Raw genomic sequence first — 19092 nt, 5'->3', positions numbered from 1 at the left:
ATGACGGACATAATGTTGATGATAAATGATAGAAAAGTCATGGTTGCGAAGAGCGAACTGTCTGATGTCTTGGCGGAATTTGAAGTTGATGAGCTTGCGGAGTTGCTTCAGTATAGGTATGCTACTCCTTGGAATCATGGGAAGGACATCCTAGAAAAGTTACTCTATATCCTTGAGGATATCCTCTATATTTACTCTAAAGATCCTGATCTTCCAAAGGAGGAAGTTGTTAGGGATGTCAAACTCAGGATAAATGCAAAGGTTAATAAGTGATTGCAGTTTCCTAAGTTCGGTGACAGAAAGTGCCGATACTAGGGCACAATATCGTCAAGATAGAGGTTGAGAAATTTTCAGCTACTGGAGGGAAAGTTGAAGTCTCAATTAATCCAAAGATAGAAAACCTTAGGCTTGGTGAGCTTCAGCTTCCTACGGGTAGGGTCAAGGGGATAGAGGTTGAAGTAAGCTACATGGTAAATTATACTCCAGAGGTCGCAAAATCTGTGGTAAGGCTAATTCTCTTCTATGTGCCAAGGGCGAAGGAAGAGATAGATAAAATTCTCGATGAGTGGGAGGACAAGAAACAGTTGCCTGGGGAGCTGGTTGCTGAGGTAGTGAACTTTACGACATCTGAGTTAATGCCACTGATGATGATGCTCTCAAAGGAAATGAGGATACCCTATCCTATTCCAATTCCGAGAGTTGTCGTTAAGCAGGAGTGAAGTTTATATATTTCTTTCCTTCAAATCCTCTCTTAGACTTTAGCCACCGCCAGGGAGGGTTGAGACATGCTGAAGCTTGTAGAGAACGTTGTTGAAAGGGTCGCTAATGAGGAGAATAAGGTCCAGGAAGTTCAAGTTCCTCAGTCAAGTATTGATGAGGAGCTTAAAAAGATAGTGGAGCAGATTAAGGCTAGAATTTATGTTGTGGGTGTTGGTGGGGCTGGAGGCAATACCGTTAACAGAATGATGGAGGTTGGCGTTACCGGAGCAAAAATAATAGCCGTAAACACCGATGCCCAAGATCTCCTTAAGATTAAGGCTCATCAAAAGATACTCATTGGTAAAGAGCTTACTAGGGGATTAGGAGCAGGTAATGATCCAAAGGTTGGTGAGGAGGCAGCTAAAGAGAGCGAGAGGGAGATCCGGGAGGCCTTAGAAGGGGCGGACATGGTATTCATTACCTGTGGTCTTGGTGGAGGAACTGGAACTGGTGCTGCTCCAGTGATAGCTGAGATAGCGAAGAAGATGGGTGCTCTGACGGTTTCAGTCGTTACACTGCCCTTCACAATGGAGGGAATTAGAAGGGCAAAGAACGCTGAGTATGGTCTCAAAAGGCTAGCAAAGAACTCAGATACGGTCATTGTAATTCCAAACGACAAGCTACTTGAAGTAGCCCCTAAGCTACCGATTCAAATGGCGTTCAAAGTTGCTGATGAAATCCTCGTGCAGGCCGTTAAGGGAATCACCGAGCTGATAACTAAGCCCGGTCTTGTGAACCTTGACTTCAACGATGTAAGGGCAGTAATGAAGGACGGAGGAGTTGCAATGATTGGCATTGGTGAGAGCGACAGCGAGAAGAGAGCGTTAGAGGCCGCTGAACAAGCACTTAACAGCCCACTCCTTGATGTTGATATAAGCGGTGCTAAGGGAGCATTGATCAGCATAAGCGGTGCTGATGTCAAGCTCGAAGAGGCTCAGCAGATAATCGAGTATGTTACTAGGAATGTCGATCCAAAGGCGCAAGTTATCTGGGGAATTCAGCTTGAGCCAGAGCTTGAGAAGACGATTAGGGTCATGATAATAGTTACTGGCGTTACCTCTAGGTACGTAACAATGCAAGAGGAAACCCCGGTAACTTCAGAGGAGGAGGAAACTAGGAAGGTTACAATTAGCATCCCTGAACTTTAAGCCTTTTCTTAAAATTTTTAAATTATTCACCTATCAAGTGGTGGGGGTTAGAGGATGGCAACGTTTCAAGAGAAGATCAGAGAGTTCTGGAAGGAGTCAAAGAGGGTCTTCCTCGTGACCAAAAAGCCAAGGTGGGACGAATACAAAAAGGCCGCAAAGATAACTGGCCTTGGAATTATCATAATAGGGCTAATTGGCATGCTCATAAGAATCATGGGAATCCTCGCCCTTGGAGGTTGAGGGAATGGGTGGGAAGATATTCGCGGTTAGAGTTACCCAGGGACAGGAAGAAAATACTGCGAGGCTAATCTATAGTAAGGTTAGGACATATAACCTTCCAATCTATGCTATTCTCTCTCCGTCTAAGGTTAAAGGTTATATATTTGTTGAAGCTCCCAATAAAAGCGCTGTTGATGAGGCTATTAGAGGGATAAGGCACGCTAGAGGTGTTCTCCCTGGGGAGATTCCCTTTAGTGAGATTGAGCACTTCCTCGAGGAGAAGCCTGCCGTTAGTGGTCTTGAGCCAGGGGACATCGTTGAGCTAATATCAGGCCCATTCAAGGGTGAAAAGGCTAAGGTCGTCAGGGTCGATGAGGCAAAAGATGAAATTGTCGTTGAGCTTATAGGAGCAATAGTTCCCATTCCCGTTACCGTTAGGGGAGAATACGTTAGGCTTATAAGCAAGCGTCAGAAGGAGGAGTGAGGTGAGAAGAGATGCCAAAGCAGGTTGTTGAAGTCCTCGTCGAGGGAGGTAAGGCAACTCCCGGTCCTCCACTTGGTCCTGCCATAGGTCCTCTTGGCTTAAACGTTAAGCAAGTAGTTGACAAGATCAACGAGGCAACCAAGGACTTCGCGGGGATGCAGGTTCCAGTGAAGATCATAGTTGACCCAGTAACCAAGCAGTTCGAGATTGAGGTTGGTGTTCCGCCAACGAGCCAGCTCATAAAGAAGGAGCTTGGCCTCGAGAAGGGGAGCGGTGAACCCAAGCACAACATCGTTGGTAACCTAACCATGGAGCAGGTAATCAAGATCGCAAAGATGAAGAGGGATCAAATGCTGGCCCTAACTTTAAAGGCAGCAGCTAAGGAAGTAATTGGAACGGCATTAAGCATGGGAGTTACAGTTGAGGGTAAAGATCCCAGGGTAGTTCAGAAGGAGATTGATGAGGGTGTTTACGACGAGCTTTTTGAGAAGGCCGAAAAAGAGTGAGGATAAAAAAATTTAAAAATATCTCTTTTTACCCCCACTTGATTTTTAATTAAAAACCTAAAGGAGGGAGGGCTCTAATGCCCTTTGACAGGCAGAAAATCGTGGAAGCGGTGAAGGAGGCTAAAGCCCGGGCCAAGCCGCGTAACTTCACACAGAGTGTCGAGGTGGCAGTGAACCTCAAGGATATAGACCTTAAACGTCCTGAGAATAGGTTTAAGCTTGAGGTAGTCCTTCCCCACGGGAGAGGGAAGGATGTGAAGATCGCGGTCATCGCTGACGGTGCAGTTGCTGAGGCGGCGAGGAGGCTCGGGCTTGATGTTATTAGTAGTGCCGAGTTAGAGGAGATAGCCCAAAGCCCGAGGCAGGCGAGAAAGTTAGCTAAGAAGTACGACTTTTTCATTGCTGAAGCACCGTTAATGCCCAAGATCGGTAGGTACCTCGGTAGATACCTCGGTCCCAGGAACAAGATGCCTGTAGTTGTCCCACCAACAATGACTAACTTAGAACCGATAGTGAACAAGCTAAAGAAGACAGTTAGAATCCAGCTCAAGAACAATCCTGTAGTTCACGCTCCAGTGGGAACTGAAAAGATGAGCGATGAAGAATTGGCAGAGAACATTGAGGCAGTGCTCAACGCCATAATTGGAAAGCTTGAGAGGGGAGAGAACCAGATAAAGTCAGTGTACGTTAAGACAACGATGGGCCCAGCTGTGAGGATTGAGGGGTGAGGTAAATGGCCCACGTCGCTGAGTGGAAGAAGAAGGAAGTAGAGGAGCTCGCTAACCTAATCAAGAGCTATCCAGTAGTTGCCCTAGTTGACGTTTCCTCAATGCCAGCTTATCCCCTCTCACAGATGAGAAGGCTTATCAGAGAGAACGAGGGTTTGCTCAGGGTTTCGAGGAATACGCTCATTGAATTGGCTATAAAGAAGGCCGCCCAGGAGCTTGGAAAGCCAGAGCTTGAAAAGCTAATTGACTACATTCAGGGTGGGGCTGGAATTCTAGTTACAAAGATGAACCCATTCAAGCTCTACAAGTTCCTCCAGCAGAACAGGCAGCCTGCTCCGGCAAAACCAGGGGCCAAGGTTCCTAAGGACGTAGTTATTCCAGCAGGTCCAACTTCATTAACCCCTGGTCCCCTCGTGGGTCAGATGCAGGCTATGGGAATTCCGGCGAGGATTGAGAGGGGTAAGGTGACTATCCAGAAGGATACTACAGTCCTAAAGGCTGGAGAAGTTATAACCCCCGAACTTGCTACTATACTCAACGCCCTTGGAATCCAGCCCCTTGAGGTAGGTCTCGACCTTCTAGTTGCGTACGAGGATGGAATAGTTTATACACCAGAAGTTCTGGCTATTGACGAGCAAGAATACATCAACATGATACAGCAGGCTTATATGCACGCATTCAACCTAGCAGTTAACGTTGCATATCCAACACCTGAGACAATTGAAGCAATCATTCAGAAGGCATTCCTTAACGCCAAGGCCGTTGCCGTTGAGGCCGGTTACATTACGAAGGAGACAATCGATGATATACTTGGCAGAGCTTTCAGGGCTATGCTGTTGCTTGCCCAGCAGTTGCCTGAGGATCTACTAGATGAGAAGACCAAAGAACTTTTAAGTGCCCAGGCTCAAGTTGCCGTTGCACAACAGGTAGAGGAAAAGAAGGAAGAAGAAAAAGTTGAAGAGAAGGAAGAAGAGGAAGAGGAGTCCTCCGAGGAGGAGGCCCTCGCTGGATTGGGTGCTCTGTTTGGATGATTTCACGCGTATTTAATGAATAAAGCTGATCGGGAGGTGTGAAGAGATGGAGTACGTGTATGCTGCTCTGCTCCTCCACAGCGTTGGAAAAGAGATAAATGAGGAGAACCTTAAGGCTGTCCTTCAGGCTGCTGGAGTTACCCCAGATGAGGCTAGGATAAAGGCTCTCGTCGCTGCTCTCGAGGGAGTTAACATCGATGAGGTCATTGAGAAGGCCGCAATGCCCGTTGCAGTTGCAGCTGCCCCAGTAGCGGCTCCAGCAGAGGCTGGCGAAGAGAAGAAGGAAGAGGAGAAGAAGGAAGAAGAGGAGAAAGAGGAAGAGGTTTCAGAAGAAGAGGCCCTTGCCGGCCTCAGCGCTCTCTTCGGATGAATTCTCTTCTTTCCAAATTTTTCTATTCCAATTCCGCAATTCTTAAGTATAGGGGGGTCATCCTAATATATTTGGGGGATAAAATTGACGAGTCTTAGAATTGAGGAGTTCCTCGCTCTATTAAAGGAAAATTTGGGTATGTATCTCTCCCAGGAAGAGCGAGATATACTTGAAAATGCGAGAAAGAAGAATAACCTCATAATTGAGGAATTAAAGTCAGCAGACAAGTTTGATGTCTATCTTACTGGTCACATAGATTTTGAAACAGTTGGAATGTTCTATGAGATAACCAAAAGATTGGAAGATCTTGGAGTTAAGGTTTATCATCCAGCAATGGTTATACTCGATCCAAAGGAGAAGGGTGTTTTTGATTTCGAAATTGAAAATAAGTCTAGGATTCTTTTGGTCATAACTCACACTATCTCCTTTGGAACATCAGTTGATGTAGGGTTCTTCACTCATAGGAAGCTCACTGGTGAAGACGTGAAGATAGTCTACTGCTACGTGGGTCCGAGCTATGAATTTGAAGAAATAAAGAAACACCCATCCTCCGTTTACGTTGACTACTTTACCCGAGATATAGAAGATGCGATACAGAAAGTGTTAGAGCTACTTGGCAGATCTTCTCTTTGAGAGCATGATTCTTCTGCTTCCCTGGTAGTTGCCCCTGTATGGATTCTTAGCTGGCCCTTCTAGCCTAATGAACGCTATCTGCACGAACCTTTCTCCGTACTTGAGCTCTACTGGCTCATTTGAGGTGTTGTATAGCATTAGGGTTAAGTTGCCGTCCCATCCAGGATCAACCCAAGCAAACGAGCCGAGAACTCCCTCTCTAGCGAGGCTACTCCTGATCTTCATGTCTCCCATTATATCGTCTGGAAGTTTAATCCTCTCTAGAGTAAGGATTAAGGCGTATTCCTTTGGAGGAATTACCACCTTCCCCTCTTCCTCCACGTTAATGATCTTCCCCTTGACATAGGCTTCTCTACCTACCCTGAGATCATAGCCAGCTGGTTGAAGAGATTCTTCTGAGAAAGGCTCAATGAGTATTTCTTTCCTTATCTTCCAGTCTGGGAGTAGCATTTTATCACCGCAAGCTTTATTACCCGAGCATTTTTAAAGCCTTCCGGGGGCCGGTGGCCTAGCCTGGAGAGGGCGTCGGCCTTCGGAGCCGAAGGTCGCGGGTTCAAATCCCGCCCGGCCCGCCATTCCTAGTATGTACTAGAGGGGAAGTCCAATGATAATAGCCTTTGACTTCGACGGGACACTAGTTGACAGCTACTCCTGCATTGAGGAGGCATTCTATAGAGCGTTAAAGAGAACTTATCCTTGGCTCCCAGGTAAAAGACAATTGGCCAAGATACTCACAAAAATAGAGGAACAATTTGAACGACCCAAATTCGGAAAGAGTGCTCGAAGGATTAAAGCTCCGAATATCTTCAAGGGGAAGTTTGCTAGGGCGTGGTTTGAGGAGAGGGCGAAGCTTACAAAGCCTTTAGACGGGGCTAGGGAAGTCCTTCAGGAGTTAAAAGAGAGAGGGCATATAGTTATCTCTTTCTCAGCTGAGGACTTCATCCCTGGGATTAAGGAGTACAGGCTCAAGCAGAGCGGTCTCTACGATCTCTTTGACGATGTTATAATTTTCGGCCATAAGTACAGTTTGTGTGAAGCTTTCTTAATGGTCAGGGAAAAATATGGCGATGAATTATTTGTATGGGTTGATGATAAGCCTTGGCGCTTCATAGGAAGAGGAGATGAGAAAACTGAGTACGTTTGGATGTACTTTCCATATACCGCAAAGTTCGTGAGTAATGACATTTTGGCATTAATTCCTCACCTTCATGTAATTAGGGATCTTTGGAGTTTGCTTGATGTCGTTGAAAGGCTGGAAAAAGAGTTGAACCTCCGCTAAGGAATTTTGAGAAAGGTATATATTTCATAGACGTTAAATTCTTTGAGGGGATTACAATGGCAAAGCACTATATCCCCAATTCTGCCCATAAAGAGGAGATGCTCAAGGAAATTGGCTTTTCATCCATAGAAGAACTTTTTGCAGACGTCCCTAAGGGCTTCATAAAAGAGTTGAACCTCCCAGAGGGCAAGAGTGAATACGAAGTATTCTTAGAGATGAACGAAATCCTGGAGAGGAATAAAACCGTCCTGGAGATGCCCTCCTTCTTGGGGGCAGGAACTTACTTCCACTACATTCCGGCTCATGTGAAATACCTAATTGAGAGAAGCGAGTTCCTAACATCTTATACACCCTATCAGGCGGAGATAAGCCAAGGAATGCTTCAGGCCCTGTTTGAGTATCAAAGCTTAATAGCCGAGCTCGTAGGGCTTCCAGTAGTTAATGCCTCGATGTACGATTGGGGAAGTGCAATGGCTGAAGCCGCCTTAATGACGGTGAGGCTCCATAGGGGCAAGAGGAAGAAGTTCGTTGTCCCAAAGCACACCCACCCGGAGAGGATGCAAGTCCTAAAAACATACGGTAAGGGCCCAGGGGTTGAAATTGTGACAGTTAATTGGAATGAGAGGGGACAGATCGACTTGGAGGACTTAAAGGAGAAAGTTAAGGATGCTGCAGGTGTTTACATTGAGATGCCGAACTTCTTTGGCCTCCTCGAGGAGGAGATACAAGCCGTTGGTGAGATAGCTCACGATGCAGGGGCTTACTTTGTAGTTGGTGTTGATCCAACCCTACTCGGAATAGTCGAGGCCCCTGGAGAGCTTGGGGCAGATATTGTTGTTGGTGAAGCCTCTTACTTTGGAAATCCAATGAACTTTGGCGGACCCAGGGCGGGAATATTTGCAGTTAGGAATGATCCTAAGTTAATTAGGCAGATGCCCGGCAGGCTGATAGGAATGACCAAAGATGCCGAAGGAAAGAGGGCATTTGTCATGACATTACAAACGAGAGAACAGCACATAAGGAGGGCTAAAGCTACGTCGAACATCTGCTCCAATGAAGCATTGGTTGCCGTTGCAGCTGCAATCCACATAGCCACTCTTGGGCCGAGAGGGATTAGGGAGCTCGGCGAGGTTATACTGAAGAACACTACCTACTTGAAGAAGAGGCTTAAGGAAGTCGCTGAGTTGCCCTTCGACGGTGTGAACTTCAAGGATGTTCTGGTTCGCTTCGAGAAGCCCTACAAAGAGATCCACGAGCACTTATTAAGCAAGAACATCCACGGAGGCTACTACGTAAAGCCTCACTTCCCGGAGCTTGGGGAAGCAGCTCTCTTCGCGGCCACTGAAACGACGAGGAAGGAATGGGTAGATGCTCTAATCGAGGCTCTCAGGGAGGTGGTTTGAATGTTCCGCCAAGCAAAGTGGGATGAGCCCCTCATCTTTGAGCTATCTCATCCTGGGAGAGTTGGCTACACTCTGCCAAAGCCAATTGAAGACGTTGAGGTTGAAATTCCCGAGAAACTCAAGAGGAAGAGCCCTCTAAACCTACCCGAGGTTAGCGAGCCTGAGGTAGTTAAGCACTATACAAGGTTGAGCGAGATGAATTACGGTGTTGACTCTGGCATCTATCCCTTGGGTTCGTGTACCATGAAGTACAATCCAAAGATAAATGAAGAATTAGCGAATCATCCGAAGGTCAGCTTCATCCATCCATATCAGGACGAAAGGACCGTCCAGGGGGCCCTTAAGATAATATGGGAGCTTGAGCAGTGGTTGAAGGAAATAACGGGAATGGATCGCTTCACCCTCCAGCCAGCTGCGGGTGCAAATGGAGAGTTCACCGGTGTGATGATTATTAAGGCCTATCACTTGGACAGGGGAGAGACTCAGAGGACTGAAATGCTTGTTCCAGATTCAGCCCATGGAACTAATCCCGCATCAGCAGCAATGGCCGGATTTAAGGTCATTGAGATCCCCTCCAATGAAAGCGGAACAGTTGATCTTGAGGCGCTAGAGAATGCCGTTAGTGAGAGAACCGCTGGTTTAATGCTCACTAACCCCAACACCCTGGGAATATTCGAGGATGAGATACTGGAGATTGCAAAGATAGTCCACAAGGCTGGGGGCCTGCTTTATTACGATGGAGCTAACTTAAACGCAGTCCTTGGTAAGATAAGGCCCGGTGACATGGGCTTTGATATAGTCCACTTGAACCTCCACAAGACGTTTTCAACGCCTCACGGCGGTGGCGGTCCTGGGGCAGGGCCAGTGGGAGTTAAGGATTTCCTAAAAGACTACCTGCCAGTGCCCCTCGTTAGCTATGACGAGGAGAAGGACATGTATTACCTTGACTACAACGTTCCAAAGAGCATAGGGAAGGTAAAGGAGCTGTTCGGGAACTTTGCAGTGTTAGTTAGGGCTTTAACGTACCTCAAGATAATGGGCAGGGATGGACTTAAGGAGGTAAGCGAAGTTGCCGTGCTTAACGCGAACTACCTCACCCAGAAGCTTAAGGGAACTAGGGGCTATGAGCTGCCTCACAAGGAGCTGAGGAAGCACGAAGTTGTATTCTCGGCTGAGCCCATGAGGAAAGAGACGGGAGTTAAAGCCTTGGACGTAGCTAAGAGGTTGCTGGACTTTGGAATGCACGCTCCGACGATATACTTCCCGCTTATAGTGCATGAAGCATTGATGATAGAGCCCACGGAGACCGCAACCAAGGAAGAGCTCGATGCATATGTTGAGGCGCTTAAGAAGATTAGCGAAGAGGCTTACACCAACCCCGAAATAGTGAAGTCAGCTCCACACAACACCGCTGTAAGAAGGGTTGACGATGTCCTAGCTGCAAAGAAGCCGATAATTACCTGGAGAATGTACAGGGAGCTGAAGGAGAAAGGGGAAGTTGACTATTGAGTCAGACAGTGCCGATATCATCACGGCTCAGACCGGTAAACGCTCATCATCCTCAACCTTTTTAACTCTCCCATTTTATTTAGCTTTGGCCCATGATGACCGTTAGCCACTCTGACCGGTGATGAGAAGAGGGTTAGCTGAGCTCAAAAACATTTTTATTTCTTCATGCATCCTTACGTCCATGAGGAAAATCTTGGCAAGCTCATTTCTCCTTGCCTTAATTTTCATACTCCAGGTTCTTGGCCTATTAAGGGGGATTAACGAGAGAATTGACTTCCTCTTGCCTTCTCCAAGTCCTAGGGTGCTCACGATCTTAACTGCCCTTGGCGGTAATCTATTCTTTTCTGCTTTTGCCCTCTTTGCTATCTATTTGGACGTTAAGGAGCATGGAAAACTCTCTAGGGAGACCCTTGTCTTTCTTCTCTCCGCATTTTTGGGCTTGGCAATTGTTGGAATCCTAAAGGTTGCACTAAATGAGCCAAGGCCCAGGGGACATGGAGGGTTTTCCTTCCCTTCTGGACACGCGTTCAGGGGGGGAATTATAGCTGTATATTCCTCTAACCGCTGGAAGAAAATTGGGATAATTGCATGGGCGTATGCAATTGGCGTTGCCCTTACGAGGCTTCTCCTCCACGTCCACTGGTTTAGTGACGTTATCTTTAGCTTATTATTAGCCCAATGGATCTATAACGTGGTAAAGGTAACCCAAGACACCTGGCTTCCACTCTATAGGAGAATAGTGGGGAAGTTAGGAATTAGCTTTCTGGACGTTGAGCTTTAGCCATTTGAGGAATTTTCTCAAAAATTCCATTCCGCATCCATAGTTCACGGCCTTGGGATGGATCGATAGGACGAAGTTACTCGAGTGGAGCCTGTAGTCCAGTTTTGCAATAAAAAGCCTAATTCCAAGGCTCCAGTTGCTCGCGTACCATGTGTACTCCCTGTTTGCAATTTTGGCACAGCTTCCGTTCGGATAGTAAATTTTATCCTTCAGGATGACCGTGAAGTTGTTCTTGAGGAGAACCTTTAGGGCGTCTTGGGATATAGAATACTCTGGCGGGATAAACACTTTCTCGAAGGATATGTTGGCTTTATGCATTTCTCCAATCGCCTCCTCTATTTTGGCCTCTGCAACAGAGGAGTTGCAGTTGAACTCATCCCTTGAATGTGTGTAGCCGTGAATTCCGACCTTAAAGCCCTCCTTTTCAAGCTCGCGTATTAACTTGGCGAAGTTTTTATCCCTGCTTATCGGGTGGTTTCCAGCGTGGTTCGGTATTATAAAAAGCATAGTTGAGTTTTGGTAGCCGAGATCTTTCAATACATCTACTATCTTTCGAATATCTGAAGTATACACAGGGCTAACGTCGTGGACGATGATCATGAAGCTTCCCGTGTATCTGCTTTGGCAAGGAGAATAGGTGAGCCTAATGAGGGATGCAATTAAGAGTCCGATAAGTATTAGCGGGATAACCTTCTTCATGCTCCCACTCTGTACTCCAGAAATTCATCACTCCTTTTAAGCCTCGGGTTTAACTAACTAACATGTACGCTCTAGAGGTTATCAATTTGCTAAAAAGATATGGAGACTTTGAAGCTCTCAGGGGAGTAACACTCAGGATCAGGGAAAATGAGATTTTTGCCCTTCTAGGCCCTAACGGTGCTGGGAAAACTACACTCCTCAGGATAATTGCCGAGGGTCTTTCCTACGATTCTGGCGAAGTCAAAGTATTTGGGAGGAAGCTTTCGCGAAAAGTTTTGAGGTTCATCGGCTACGTTCCCCAGGAGGATATACTGTACAATCTTCTAACGGTTGAAGAGAACCTCAAGTTTTACGCTGATTTATTCGACGCACCAGTTGGGAGAGTTAATGAAGTAATTGAAAGATTTGATCTGCCGAGGAAGAAGAAGGTTAAGGAGCTGAGCGGGGGATTTAGGAAGAGGCTTAGCATTGCGGTGATGCTCCTCCATGATCCGAGGATAATAATACTCGACGAGCCTTCCACAGGTTTGGATGTTCCCTCGAGGAGGGAGCTTTGGAGGATAATAAGGGAGCTGAAGGAGGAAGGCAAGACAATAATTCTTGCAACTCACTACATGGAGGAAGCCGAGACCCTCGCTGATAGGGTCGCCATAATGAATGAAGGCAGAGTAATTGCTGTTGGCACTGTTGATGAGCTCAAAAAACTAGCGGGTCAGTCCAGCGTAATCCACATCGAAGGAACCATAGTAGGGGCTGAGAGCCTCGGTGGTAACGTTCTTGTGAGGGAAAATTACGTTAGAGTACCTGTGGAGGATCCCAGGAAGGAGTTACCCAGGATTGTAGATGCTCTCCTAAAGAGTGGGAGTGAGATTAGGCTTGTGAGGGTAGAGGAGCCTACATTGGAGGACGTTTTCCTGAAGCTCACTGGGAGGGGGTTGGAATGAAGTTCAGGGCGATAAAAGGTATATTCATCAAGGAGATAAAGGAGTTCTCCCGGGAAAAGATGGCAATATTCTGGGTCTTTATATTCCCAATTCTCTGGCTACTGATCCTTGGGGAGATATGGGGAAATGAAAATCCAACGCTGAACGTTAAGGTTGGCTACTACTCTCAGGAAAATGTCTCTTGGATTATTCACGCTATGGAGAGCGTTGAGATAAATGGGGAGAGGATGTTCACGATTTACCATTATCCGGGCTGGGAAGATGGGATTAACGCTTTGAAGAAGGGAAAGGTAGATGCTTTTTTGGTGTTTCCTAAAGGCTTCACCGTAAACTTGACGAAGGGTTATCCTGCTTATATCGAGGTGTACTACGATAAAAGCGACCCTCAAACTTATCAGATTGTTAAGGGGGCCATAACTGGCTTCTTCACGGAGTTGAGCTCAAAGCTTCAGGAGGAGAGGCTGAGTATAGTAGGAAAGTACGTTCCCAGGAACGCCCTCCCATATATCCTTGGCTTCGCTAAGCCAATAACCGTGGAAGAGAAGACAGTTGAGGGGACAAAGGTAACTCCAATGGAATTCTACGTTACAAGCTTCATAGGAATTCAGTTCCTCTTCGCCACGATGCTCATGATATCCTCCTCAGTCTTGGAGGAAATCGAGAAGGGAACCCTCAGGAGGATAGCCTCTTCTCCAGCATCGCCCTGGGACTTTTTGATTGGTAAGATGAGTGCAACGTTCGTGATAATCTTGGTTAGCATATTCACGGGCCTTGCGTTTGCCTTTTTGGCCTTCCATGTCAAGTTCTTTCCGTCTCCGTTAGGTTGGATTGTAGTAATCCTTGCCTCGATATTTTCAATGTCCTTGGGATTGGCTATAGGCATGCTCACGGGTAGCATAAAGACCACTAATGCCGTTGTGAATTTAATATCAATGCCCCTCCTGTTCTTCGCTGCCGTCGTTGTTCCAGACTCTTTACTCCCTTCCTGGGCAAGACCTATAGCTAAGTACTTCCCCCTGGGGGCAGCTTTAAAGGCGCTGAGGAAGCTTGAGATCTATCACTTAAGTTTGAGCGAGGTTAGGGTAGAGGTGTTGATAGTTGCCTTGGGGGCATTAATGATGCTCGCGATTGCGCTTGCTAGCTACAGGTGGAGGATAGGGAGACTTGCCTAATATTTCTGCGGTTGGGAGTGGCTAACTTTGTTAGCCATGGGGGTAGTAAAATTAGATCAGATTGAACAGAGACAAAAATGGACAATAGGGCTTATATATATGAACATGAATAGGAGGCAATGGGTGATGTTGCATGGAAGGTATAACTAAACATGTACAAACAGAAGTAGATGAAAATCTTTATAACATGTTAAGAATAATTGCATTGAGAAAGAGAATGTCATTAAAAGAAGTTATGAGAGAGGCTCTAAAAAGATATGTTGAGTTAGAAAGCGAGAAGCTCGAGGATGACATAAAAAAGGATCCGATCTGGAAAATTATTGGTAAAGGGAAGTTAGATCCACATGCAAGTCAAGATGAGACTTGGGGGCTTGTTGAATGGCCAGAATAAAGCCAGACATTGTTTATCTAGACACAAGTGCCATAATAGCCCTTTTCAATAGCAGGGATGAAAATCACGAGAAGGCCATTAATTACTTTGAAAATGCAGTAAGAAGTGGAAGCATCTTTGTTCTATCAAGACCTGTTCTTGCTGAATATCTTAATGGTTTGTCCAAACATTATAATAAGACTGTTGCGATGGAGCATTATCAAGCTTTGATCTCGAGCAAGTTTATACATTTCGAGAAGGAAACTGAAGAAGACTGGGAAAGGGCTTGGGAGATATTCTTTAGGTATCTTGATCAGAAAGGTATTGACATTGTTGACTCACTAAGTTTTGCCATTATGGAACGTTTAAAGCTCAGGAAAGCATTTACGTTTGATAATGACTTTAGAATACATGGATTTGATGTTGTCCCTTAAAAATTGAAAAATTTAAAAATGCCTGTTTAAGAAGTCCATAACTCTCTCCTTCCACCCCTCTGGATTTTCTACTATAGTCCTCACGTGTGGAGCTTCCGTGATCCACAGTTCAACCCTTTCGTTAATCCTCTTGTTTCTCTCGTAAAACTCCTTGACTTCCTCGACTTTCACGAGCGGATCCTTTTTGCCCGCTATTAGCAGAAGTGGCTTCCTGATCCTATCTGCGTACTCTATGACGTTCACAACCCTACCTCCACTGAAAATGAGGGTGAATGGCTTTACCAGGGGATAAAGGAATTCGGGTAGGTTTGCAAAGTACTTCAATCCTCTGGCTCCCGTCTTATCCATGTATATTGGTGGACTGTCTGCAACACCGCACGCTATCCTCTCATCTTCACCAAGTCCCCTTATCGTAACTATTGCACCCATTGAAAATCCAACGACTCCAACCCTCTTTACCCCCTTCCTCTCAAGCCAATCAACGGCTGAAATTAAGTCTATGAGCTCCTTATCTCCAACGGTTGTTCTGTTACCTTCGCTCTCTCCGTGCGCCCTGAAATCGAAGAGGAGAACGTTGAAGCCGGCATCAAGGAGGAACTTTAGGGCGGGTTTTATGTAAGTTTCATTCCACTTGCTTGCCGTATAGCCGTGGAGCAGGATTACCGTTCTATCCCCTTCCTGATTGATCCACCAGCCCTTGAGCTTAAGTCCATCTCTCGTCTCTATAGTCACCTCATCGTACTCGTAGCCGAAATCTTTGGGTGTCCACTGGCCTTTCTGCCTCGGAGGGGTGACCATCTTATAGCCCACGAACGCTGAAAATGCCAAAAGTGCGAAGATGATAAACAGAATTATTGCAACTATCATTTTTCCACCTCCAAGTTCTTCATCATCCAGATCATAGGCATTGCCATTAACACTAGTAAGGCTCCAATTGGGAACAGTATTCTGTAGTTCTCTCCTGCTAAGTCAACTATAGCCCCTCCAATGACTCCGGCAAGGAGAACTGGTAGTGACCTTGTGGCCTCGAAGAAGCCATAATATCTCCCTGTGAAAGCCTCCCTTTCGAACTTAGTCAATAGATCTCCTATGACGGGGTAGGATGCTGCCATTAAAATGCCCCATCCAATTCCAGCAATGGCTAGGGCTATTATTATCTCAGTCCTCGAGCTTATGAACCAGCCCCACAGCTGGGGTAGAGCAAAGATGATTCCTCCTAAGATTATGCTAAGCCTCCTCCCAAGCTTGTCGTAGATTATTCCCCCTGGGAGCGCTCCTATTAGGACTGTTACGTTGAAGAGGGCCATTAACATTAACCCAAGGGACGTTACCGCCTTGACGTTTGCCTCGCTCGCTGAGCCGTAGAGGATGTACGCAAGTATTCCGTAGAGGAATATAGCTATGAACTCGAAGCTCATCCACCACAGCGTTTGGGCCGCGTAGAACTTAAGGAAGTCCCTGTTCTCAACTATGCTTTTGAGATACTCGAATAATCCCTCGTTTTCTTCAATTTCAGGGGCTTTTGGTTCTCTAATGATGAAGTACACGAATAACGCGGCGCCTATTAAGAATATCGCGGTTATTATGAACGGTATCTTGAGGTATGGGGTTTGGGCTAGCGCCTTTATCCCTTCTCCTCCTGTTACTGCTACTGCTTTGGCAATTAGGTAACCCGCGAGGCCGAAGAGGAATAAATTCCCTGCCCACTCAAAGAGCGTTATTACACCACTTGCCTTTCCTCTCTGCCCGCTTTCAATTGTATCGGGCATTAATGCCCTGAACTGTGCCGTGTAGAGGTGCATTGAGAGGTAGAAGAAGGCGAGGGTTAGGGCGAATCCTGCAAGTGGGACACCAAAAGAGTACGCTGTGTAGATCATCAAGGCAGCTATGCCCGCCAATAGGCCTCCTGCCATGATGAATGGCCTTCTCCTTCCGTATCTTGATTTCAGAGTGTCGCTATAGTACCCAAGGAGTGGCGGAATAATTAAGCCGATTATTCCCTCGCTTGCGAGTATCGTTCCTTTGATGAATGCAGATCTTGAGTAGCTTGTGAGGAGCGGGAATGAAAGTCCTTTGTTGAGGGCCCATCCAACGCTCCTGCTGAACCCCAATAGAGCCAATCCCAAGACTACCTTCCAGCTGAACTTCTTCATTCTTACCACCTCAGTCTAAATCGGGAATGTATTCGTGAGCCTCAAGCTTGGTCTTCACGATGTCACCCCTTCTCACGAACCTCATCGTTATCAAGGCCAGCAAGAAGAATACCGCGGCAAATGGTAGTAAAGTCTTGTAGCCTGCGATGTCTATGAATGCTCCTGAAAGCGGGGGAGCAACTAAGTTTGCAGCTTGGCTGAAGAAGTAGTATAACCCAGTATAACCACCGAGCTTCTCTTCCGTTGTCATGTCAACGACCATGGGGAGGGAGTTGACGTTTATCATAGCCCATCCAATCCCCCCAACAAAGAAGAGGCCCATGAAGCTCATAACTACTGGATCGCTCAGGGAGCTACTTGCAGGCTTTGAAGTTTCTCCTATGTAAAAGGCCACCAAGACTATTGCGGTGGTTATCAGGAGGCCCAGGCTTATTGTTCTCCTCCTCCCCAACCTTGCTCCAATGAATCCTGCCGGAATCGCGAAGAGCATAAAGCTCAGGCTGAACACTCCGAGCATGAACGCTCCAGTGCTCTCCTCTATGCCTAGATGGTACTTAGCGTAGCTTGTGAAGAAAGTTTCTAGGGAGTTAAAGGCTATGAACCAGAAAAATATCGCAAGCAGTATCGCTAGGAGGCTCTTCTCTTTACTCGCGAAGACATCCTTTAGGTTCTCCTTGAGCTCCCCGAAGCTCTTCTTTGTCGTTTCTCTTAGTATCTTCCTGATATCAAGCTTTGCCCCAGGAACTCTGTATTGTTCCGGCTCGGGGACGAATATCACAACCAAAAGATTTGCTATCAGCATTATCAATGCTCCGAAATAGAAGGGATAGGCGTAATTCATATCATACAAGACTTTACCACCAAAATACGCGAGAAGTGCCCCTAAACCGCCCATGAAGTTTATTATTCCATTTGCCTGACTTCTCTTCTCGCTGGGCGTTATGTCTGGCATGAAGGCAATTACTGGTGACCTGAAGAGGGCCATGAAGAAGTTCATGAAGATTATCGTTCCCATGAAGAGAGCTAAGTTCTCGTATCTTCTAGCGACGGGTATTAGGGCGAACATTAAGGCAGCTGAGGGAGCTCCCAAGAGAATGTAGGGTTTTCTCCTTCCAAGTCTCGTTCGCGTCATGTCACTTAAGGCTCCAAGGAACGGCAGGAGTAGGACTGCGAAGAGGTTGTCTATGGTCATTATAAAGCCTGTAACAGTTTTGCTAAGGTGGAACGTGTCCTGAAGGAATATTGGAACATACGCGTTGTATAAGGCCCATATTATGCTTATTCCGAAGAATCCGAAGCCGAGGAGAAATATCATTGAGTACTTGAACTTTCCTTGACTCATCTCTCCACCTCCAGAGAATTTGTCAGGGTGACTAAATATGTTCATCAATGTTTATAAAAATTGTCTCGAAAATTGTTGGACAATCGTCAACATCTAAGCTCTTTCAAAGAAATAGGTTTAACCTTTGGGTGCAGTCGTTATATTAGGGAAGTATTATGTGGGAGAGGGAGAAGGTTATAGTCCTAGGCCATAGGGGCTGGATTGGTAAGTACCCAGAGAACACCCTACTAGCCTTCCAGAAGGCAATAGAGAGTGGGGCGGATGGTGTAGAATTTGACGTGTGGCTAACCAAGGACGGTGAAGCAATAATCATGCATGATGAAACCATAGACAGGACGAGCAATATGAGGGGAAGACAGAAGGACATGACGATTGAAGAGCTGAAGAAGGCAGATTTGGGGATGGGGCAGAGAATTCCAACGCTGGAAGAGGCCGTTAAAGCCCTGCCAAAAGATGCCTTAATTAACGTGGAAATTAAGGATGTTGATGCCGTTGAGAAGGTTTATGAGGTAATACGAAAAAACAATCCTGAAAGGTTTATGGTGTCCTCATTTGAGGTAGAGGCCCTAAAGAGGTACAGAGAGCTGGATAGTGAAACTACAATGGGGTTACTCATAGACAATGAGGAGATAGTCCCAAAGATACCTCAGCTAAAAGAGGAGCTCAATCTATGGTCTGTAAACGTTCCTATGGAGGCGATTCCAATAATAGGCTTCAAGAGAACGGTAGAAGCAATAAAGTGGGCCCGCTCGTTAGGCCTTAAAGTTGTCTTGTGGACTGAAAACGATGAGCTATTCTACCAGAACGATAACCTTGCCAAGATGAAAGGCCTCTTTGAGGTCGTCATAGCTAACGATGTTGAGAATATGATTAATTACCTCAAGAAATTGGGATTAAGATAATTTTATAAAGTTCCTCTGCAATTTAATTTCATGAAGTTTGAAGATGTATTAGTTTGGTTTGCATTGTTGCTCCTTATCTTTGGAATCTTCTTCCCGGCTACAGCTCCCTCTCGCCTTCCGGAGTACATTGAAAGCAAAGGAACAAGGCCAAGCACCTCAATAGATGGTGGGGCGGGGGTATGCCTTTTCTCCGATTTTGAATACTTTGTTAAGGAACTAAACAAGC

Annotated in this window: 24 protein-coding genes and 1 tRNA gene; 20 read left to right on the top strand and 5 right to left on the bottom strand. The window is 46.1% G+C overall.

What is annotated here, in order from left to right:
- The 10 genes from A3L04_RS00435 to A3L04_RS00390 all read left to right on the top strand — a co-directional run bounded on the left by A3L04_RS00435 (position 1) and on the right by A3L04_RS00390 (position 5878).
- Positions 1-273, top strand: coding sequence for a hypothetical protein (locus tag A3L04_RS00435; RefSeq protein ID WP_068575688.1), 273 nt, complete (start codon positions 1-3; stop codon positions 271-273).
- 29 nt (positions 274-302) lie between these two features.
- Positions 303-719, top strand: a complete 417-nt coding sequence (locus A3L04_RS00430; protein ID WP_068575686.1) for a hypothetical protein — start codon at positions 303-305, stop codon at positions 717-719.
- A 66-nt stretch (positions 720-785) separates the two neighbouring features.
- On the top strand, positions 786-1907 hold the full coding sequence (gene ftsZ / locus A3L04_RS00425; RefSeq protein ID WP_068575684.1) for a cell division protein FtsZ: 1122 nt from the start codon (positions 786-788) through the stop codon (positions 1905-1907).
- A 54-nt stretch (positions 1908-1961) separates the two neighbouring features.
- Complete coding sequence (locus A3L04_RS00420; protein ID WP_068575682.1) at positions 1962-2147, top strand: protein translocase SEC61 complex subunit gamma; 186 nt, start codon at positions 1962-1964, stop codon at positions 2145-2147.
- A gap of 4 nt (positions 2148-2151) precedes the next feature.
- The gene (locus A3L04_RS00415; protein ID WP_068575681.1) at positions 2152-2610 is read left to right on the top strand and encodes a transcription elongation factor Spt5; all 459 of its coding nucleotides are present in this window, start codon (positions 2152-2154) and stop codon (positions 2608-2610) included.
- Positions 2611-2621: 11 nt separating this feature from the next.
- A complete protein-coding gene (locus tag A3L04_RS00410) occupies positions 2622-3116 on the top strand; it encodes a 50S ribosomal protein L11 (protein WP_068575680.1) in 495 nt (164 codons plus the stop codon).
- Positions 3117-3193: 77 nt separating this feature from the next.
- The gene (locus tag A3L04_RS00405; RefSeq protein WP_068575678.1) at positions 3194-3844 is read left to right on the top strand and encodes a 50S ribosomal protein L1; all 651 of its coding nucleotides are present in this window, start codon (positions 3194-3196) and stop codon (positions 3842-3844) included.
- Between the two features lie 5 nt (positions 3845-3849).
- Positions 3850-4875 carry a 50S ribosomal protein L10 gene (locus tag A3L04_RS00400; protein ID WP_068575677.1) on the top strand — a complete coding sequence of 342 codons (1026 nt, stop codon included), beginning with the start codon at positions 3850-3852 and terminating at the stop codon, positions 4873-4875.
- Positions 4876-4921: 46 nt separating this feature from the next.
- A complete protein-coding gene (gene rpl12p / locus A3L04_RS00395) occupies positions 4922-5245 on the top strand; it encodes a 50S ribosomal protein P1 (RefSeq protein WP_068575675.1) in 324 nt (107 codons plus the stop codon).
- Positions 5246-5329: 84 nt separating this feature from the next.
- The gene (locus tag A3L04_RS00390; RefSeq protein WP_231963804.1) at positions 5330-5878 is read left to right on the top strand and encodes a hypothetical protein; all 549 of its coding nucleotides are present in this window, start codon (positions 5330-5332) and stop codon (positions 5876-5878) included.
- Here the strand turns inward: A3L04_RS00390 and dcd are convergent.
- Positions 5855-6328, bottom strand: coding sequence for a dCTP deaminase (dcd, locus tag A3L04_RS00385; RefSeq protein ID WP_068575673.1), 474 nt, complete (start codon positions 6326-6328; stop codon positions 5855-5857). The two genes, A3L04_RS00390 and dcd, sit on opposite strands and share 24 nt — an antisense overlap.
- Before the next feature lie 47 nt (positions 6329-6375).
- On the opposite strand from dcd, the gene A3L04_RS00380 reads away from it, so the two are divergent.
- The 5 genes from A3L04_RS00380 (at position 6376) to A3L04_RS00360 (ending at position 10850) form a co-directional block, all read left to right on the top strand.
- A tRNA-Arg gene (locus A3L04_RS00380) sits at positions 6376-6453 on the top strand.
- A 29-nt stretch (positions 6454-6482) separates the two neighbouring features.
- Positions 6483-7157 carry an HAD family hydrolase gene (locus tag A3L04_RS00375; protein WP_068575671.1) on the top strand — a complete coding sequence of 225 codons (675 nt, stop codon included), beginning with the start codon at positions 6483-6485 and terminating at the stop codon, positions 7155-7157.
- A 56-nt stretch (positions 7158-7213) separates the two neighbouring features.
- Entirely contained in the window at positions 7214-8560 is a 1347-nt protein-coding gene (gene gcvPA / locus A3L04_RS00370) for an aminomethyl-transferring glycine dehydrogenase subunit GcvPA (protein ID WP_068575669.1), read from the top strand.
- Positions 8561-10069 (top strand): aminomethyl-transferring glycine dehydrogenase subunit GcvPB, encoded by a 1509-nt coding sequence (gene gcvPB / locus A3L04_RS00365; RefSeq protein WP_068575667.1) that lies wholly within the window; start codon positions 8561-8563, stop codon positions 10067-10069.
- Between the two features lie 181 nt (positions 10070-10250).
- Positions 10251-10850, top strand: coding sequence for a phosphatase PAP2 family protein (locus tag A3L04_RS00360; RefSeq protein WP_068579391.1), 600 nt, complete (start codon positions 10251-10253; stop codon positions 10848-10850).
- Here the strand turns inward: A3L04_RS00360 and A3L04_RS00355 are convergent.
- On the bottom strand, positions 10818-11549 hold the full coding sequence (locus A3L04_RS00355) for a DUF2334 domain-containing protein (RefSeq protein ID WP_068575665.1): 732 nt from the start codon (positions 11547-11549) through the stop codon (positions 10818-10820). The two genes, A3L04_RS00360 and A3L04_RS00355, sit on opposite strands and share 33 nt — an antisense overlap.
- Before the next feature lie 62 nt (positions 11550-11611).
- Between A3L04_RS00355 and A3L04_RS00350 the strand changes: the two genes are divergently transcribed.
- The 4 genes from A3L04_RS00350 (at position 11612) to A3L04_RS00335 (ending at position 14469) form a co-directional block, all read left to right on the top strand.
- Positions 11612-12493, top strand: a complete 882-nt coding sequence (locus A3L04_RS00350) for an ABC transporter ATP-binding protein (protein WP_068575663.1) — start codon at positions 11612-11614, stop codon at positions 12491-12493.
- Complete coding sequence (locus A3L04_RS00345) at positions 12490-13665, top strand: ABC transporter permease (protein ID WP_068575661.1); 1176 nt, start codon at positions 12490-12492, stop codon at positions 13663-13665. Before A3L04_RS00350 ends, A3L04_RS00345 begins: the two co-directional genes overlap by 4 nt.
- 133 nt (positions 13666-13798) lie before the next feature.
- Positions 13799-14056 (top strand): hypothetical protein, encoded by a 258-nt coding sequence (locus A3L04_RS00340; protein ID WP_068575658.1) that lies wholly within the window; start codon positions 13799-13801, stop codon positions 14054-14056.
- A complete protein-coding gene (locus A3L04_RS00335) occupies positions 14044-14469 on the top strand; it encodes a type II toxin-antitoxin system VapC family toxin (protein WP_068575656.1) in 426 nt (141 codons plus the stop codon). The genes A3L04_RS00340 and A3L04_RS00335 overlap by 13 nt, the downstream gene beginning before the upstream one ends.
- 12 nt (positions 14470-14481) lie before the next feature.
- On the opposite strand, the gene A3L04_RS00330 is transcribed toward A3L04_RS00335, so the two are convergent.
- From A3L04_RS00330 to A3L04_RS00320, 3 genes are read right to left on the bottom strand one after another with little or no spacing between them, the layout of a single operon-like run.
- The gene (locus A3L04_RS00330; protein ID WP_068575654.1) at positions 14482-15336 is read right to left on the bottom strand and encodes an alpha/beta hydrolase; all 855 of its coding nucleotides are present in this window, start codon (positions 15334-15336) and stop codon (positions 14482-14484) included.
- Positions 15333-16622 carry an MFS transporter gene (locus tag A3L04_RS00325; protein WP_068575652.1) on the bottom strand — a complete coding sequence of 430 codons (1290 nt, stop codon included), beginning with the start codon at positions 16620-16622 and terminating at the stop codon, positions 15333-15335. Before A3L04_RS00325 ends, A3L04_RS00330 begins: the two co-directional genes overlap by 4 nt.
- Positions 16623-16632: 10 nt before the next feature.
- Positions 16633-17964 (bottom strand): SLC45 family MFS transporter, encoded by a 1332-nt coding sequence (locus tag A3L04_RS00320; RefSeq protein ID WP_068575650.1) that lies wholly within the window; start codon positions 17962-17964, stop codon positions 16633-16635.
- Positions 17965-18119: 155 nt separating this feature from the next.
- Here A3L04_RS00320 and A3L04_RS00315 point away from each other — a divergent pair, with 155 nt between their 5' ends.
- Positions 18120-18866 (top strand): glycerophosphodiester phosphodiesterase family protein, encoded by a 747-nt coding sequence (locus A3L04_RS00315; protein WP_068575647.1) that lies wholly within the window; start codon positions 18120-18122, stop codon positions 18864-18866.
- The last annotated feature ends 226 nt before the right edge of the window (positions 18867-19092 follow it).

This window comes from Thermococcus chitonophagus (assembly GCF_002214605.1).
GTDB lineage: Archaea > Methanobacteriota_B > Thermococci > Thermococcales > Thermococcaceae > Pyrococcus > Pyrococcus chitonophagus.
This window is presented reverse-complemented; position numbering and strand designations above follow the sequence as displayed.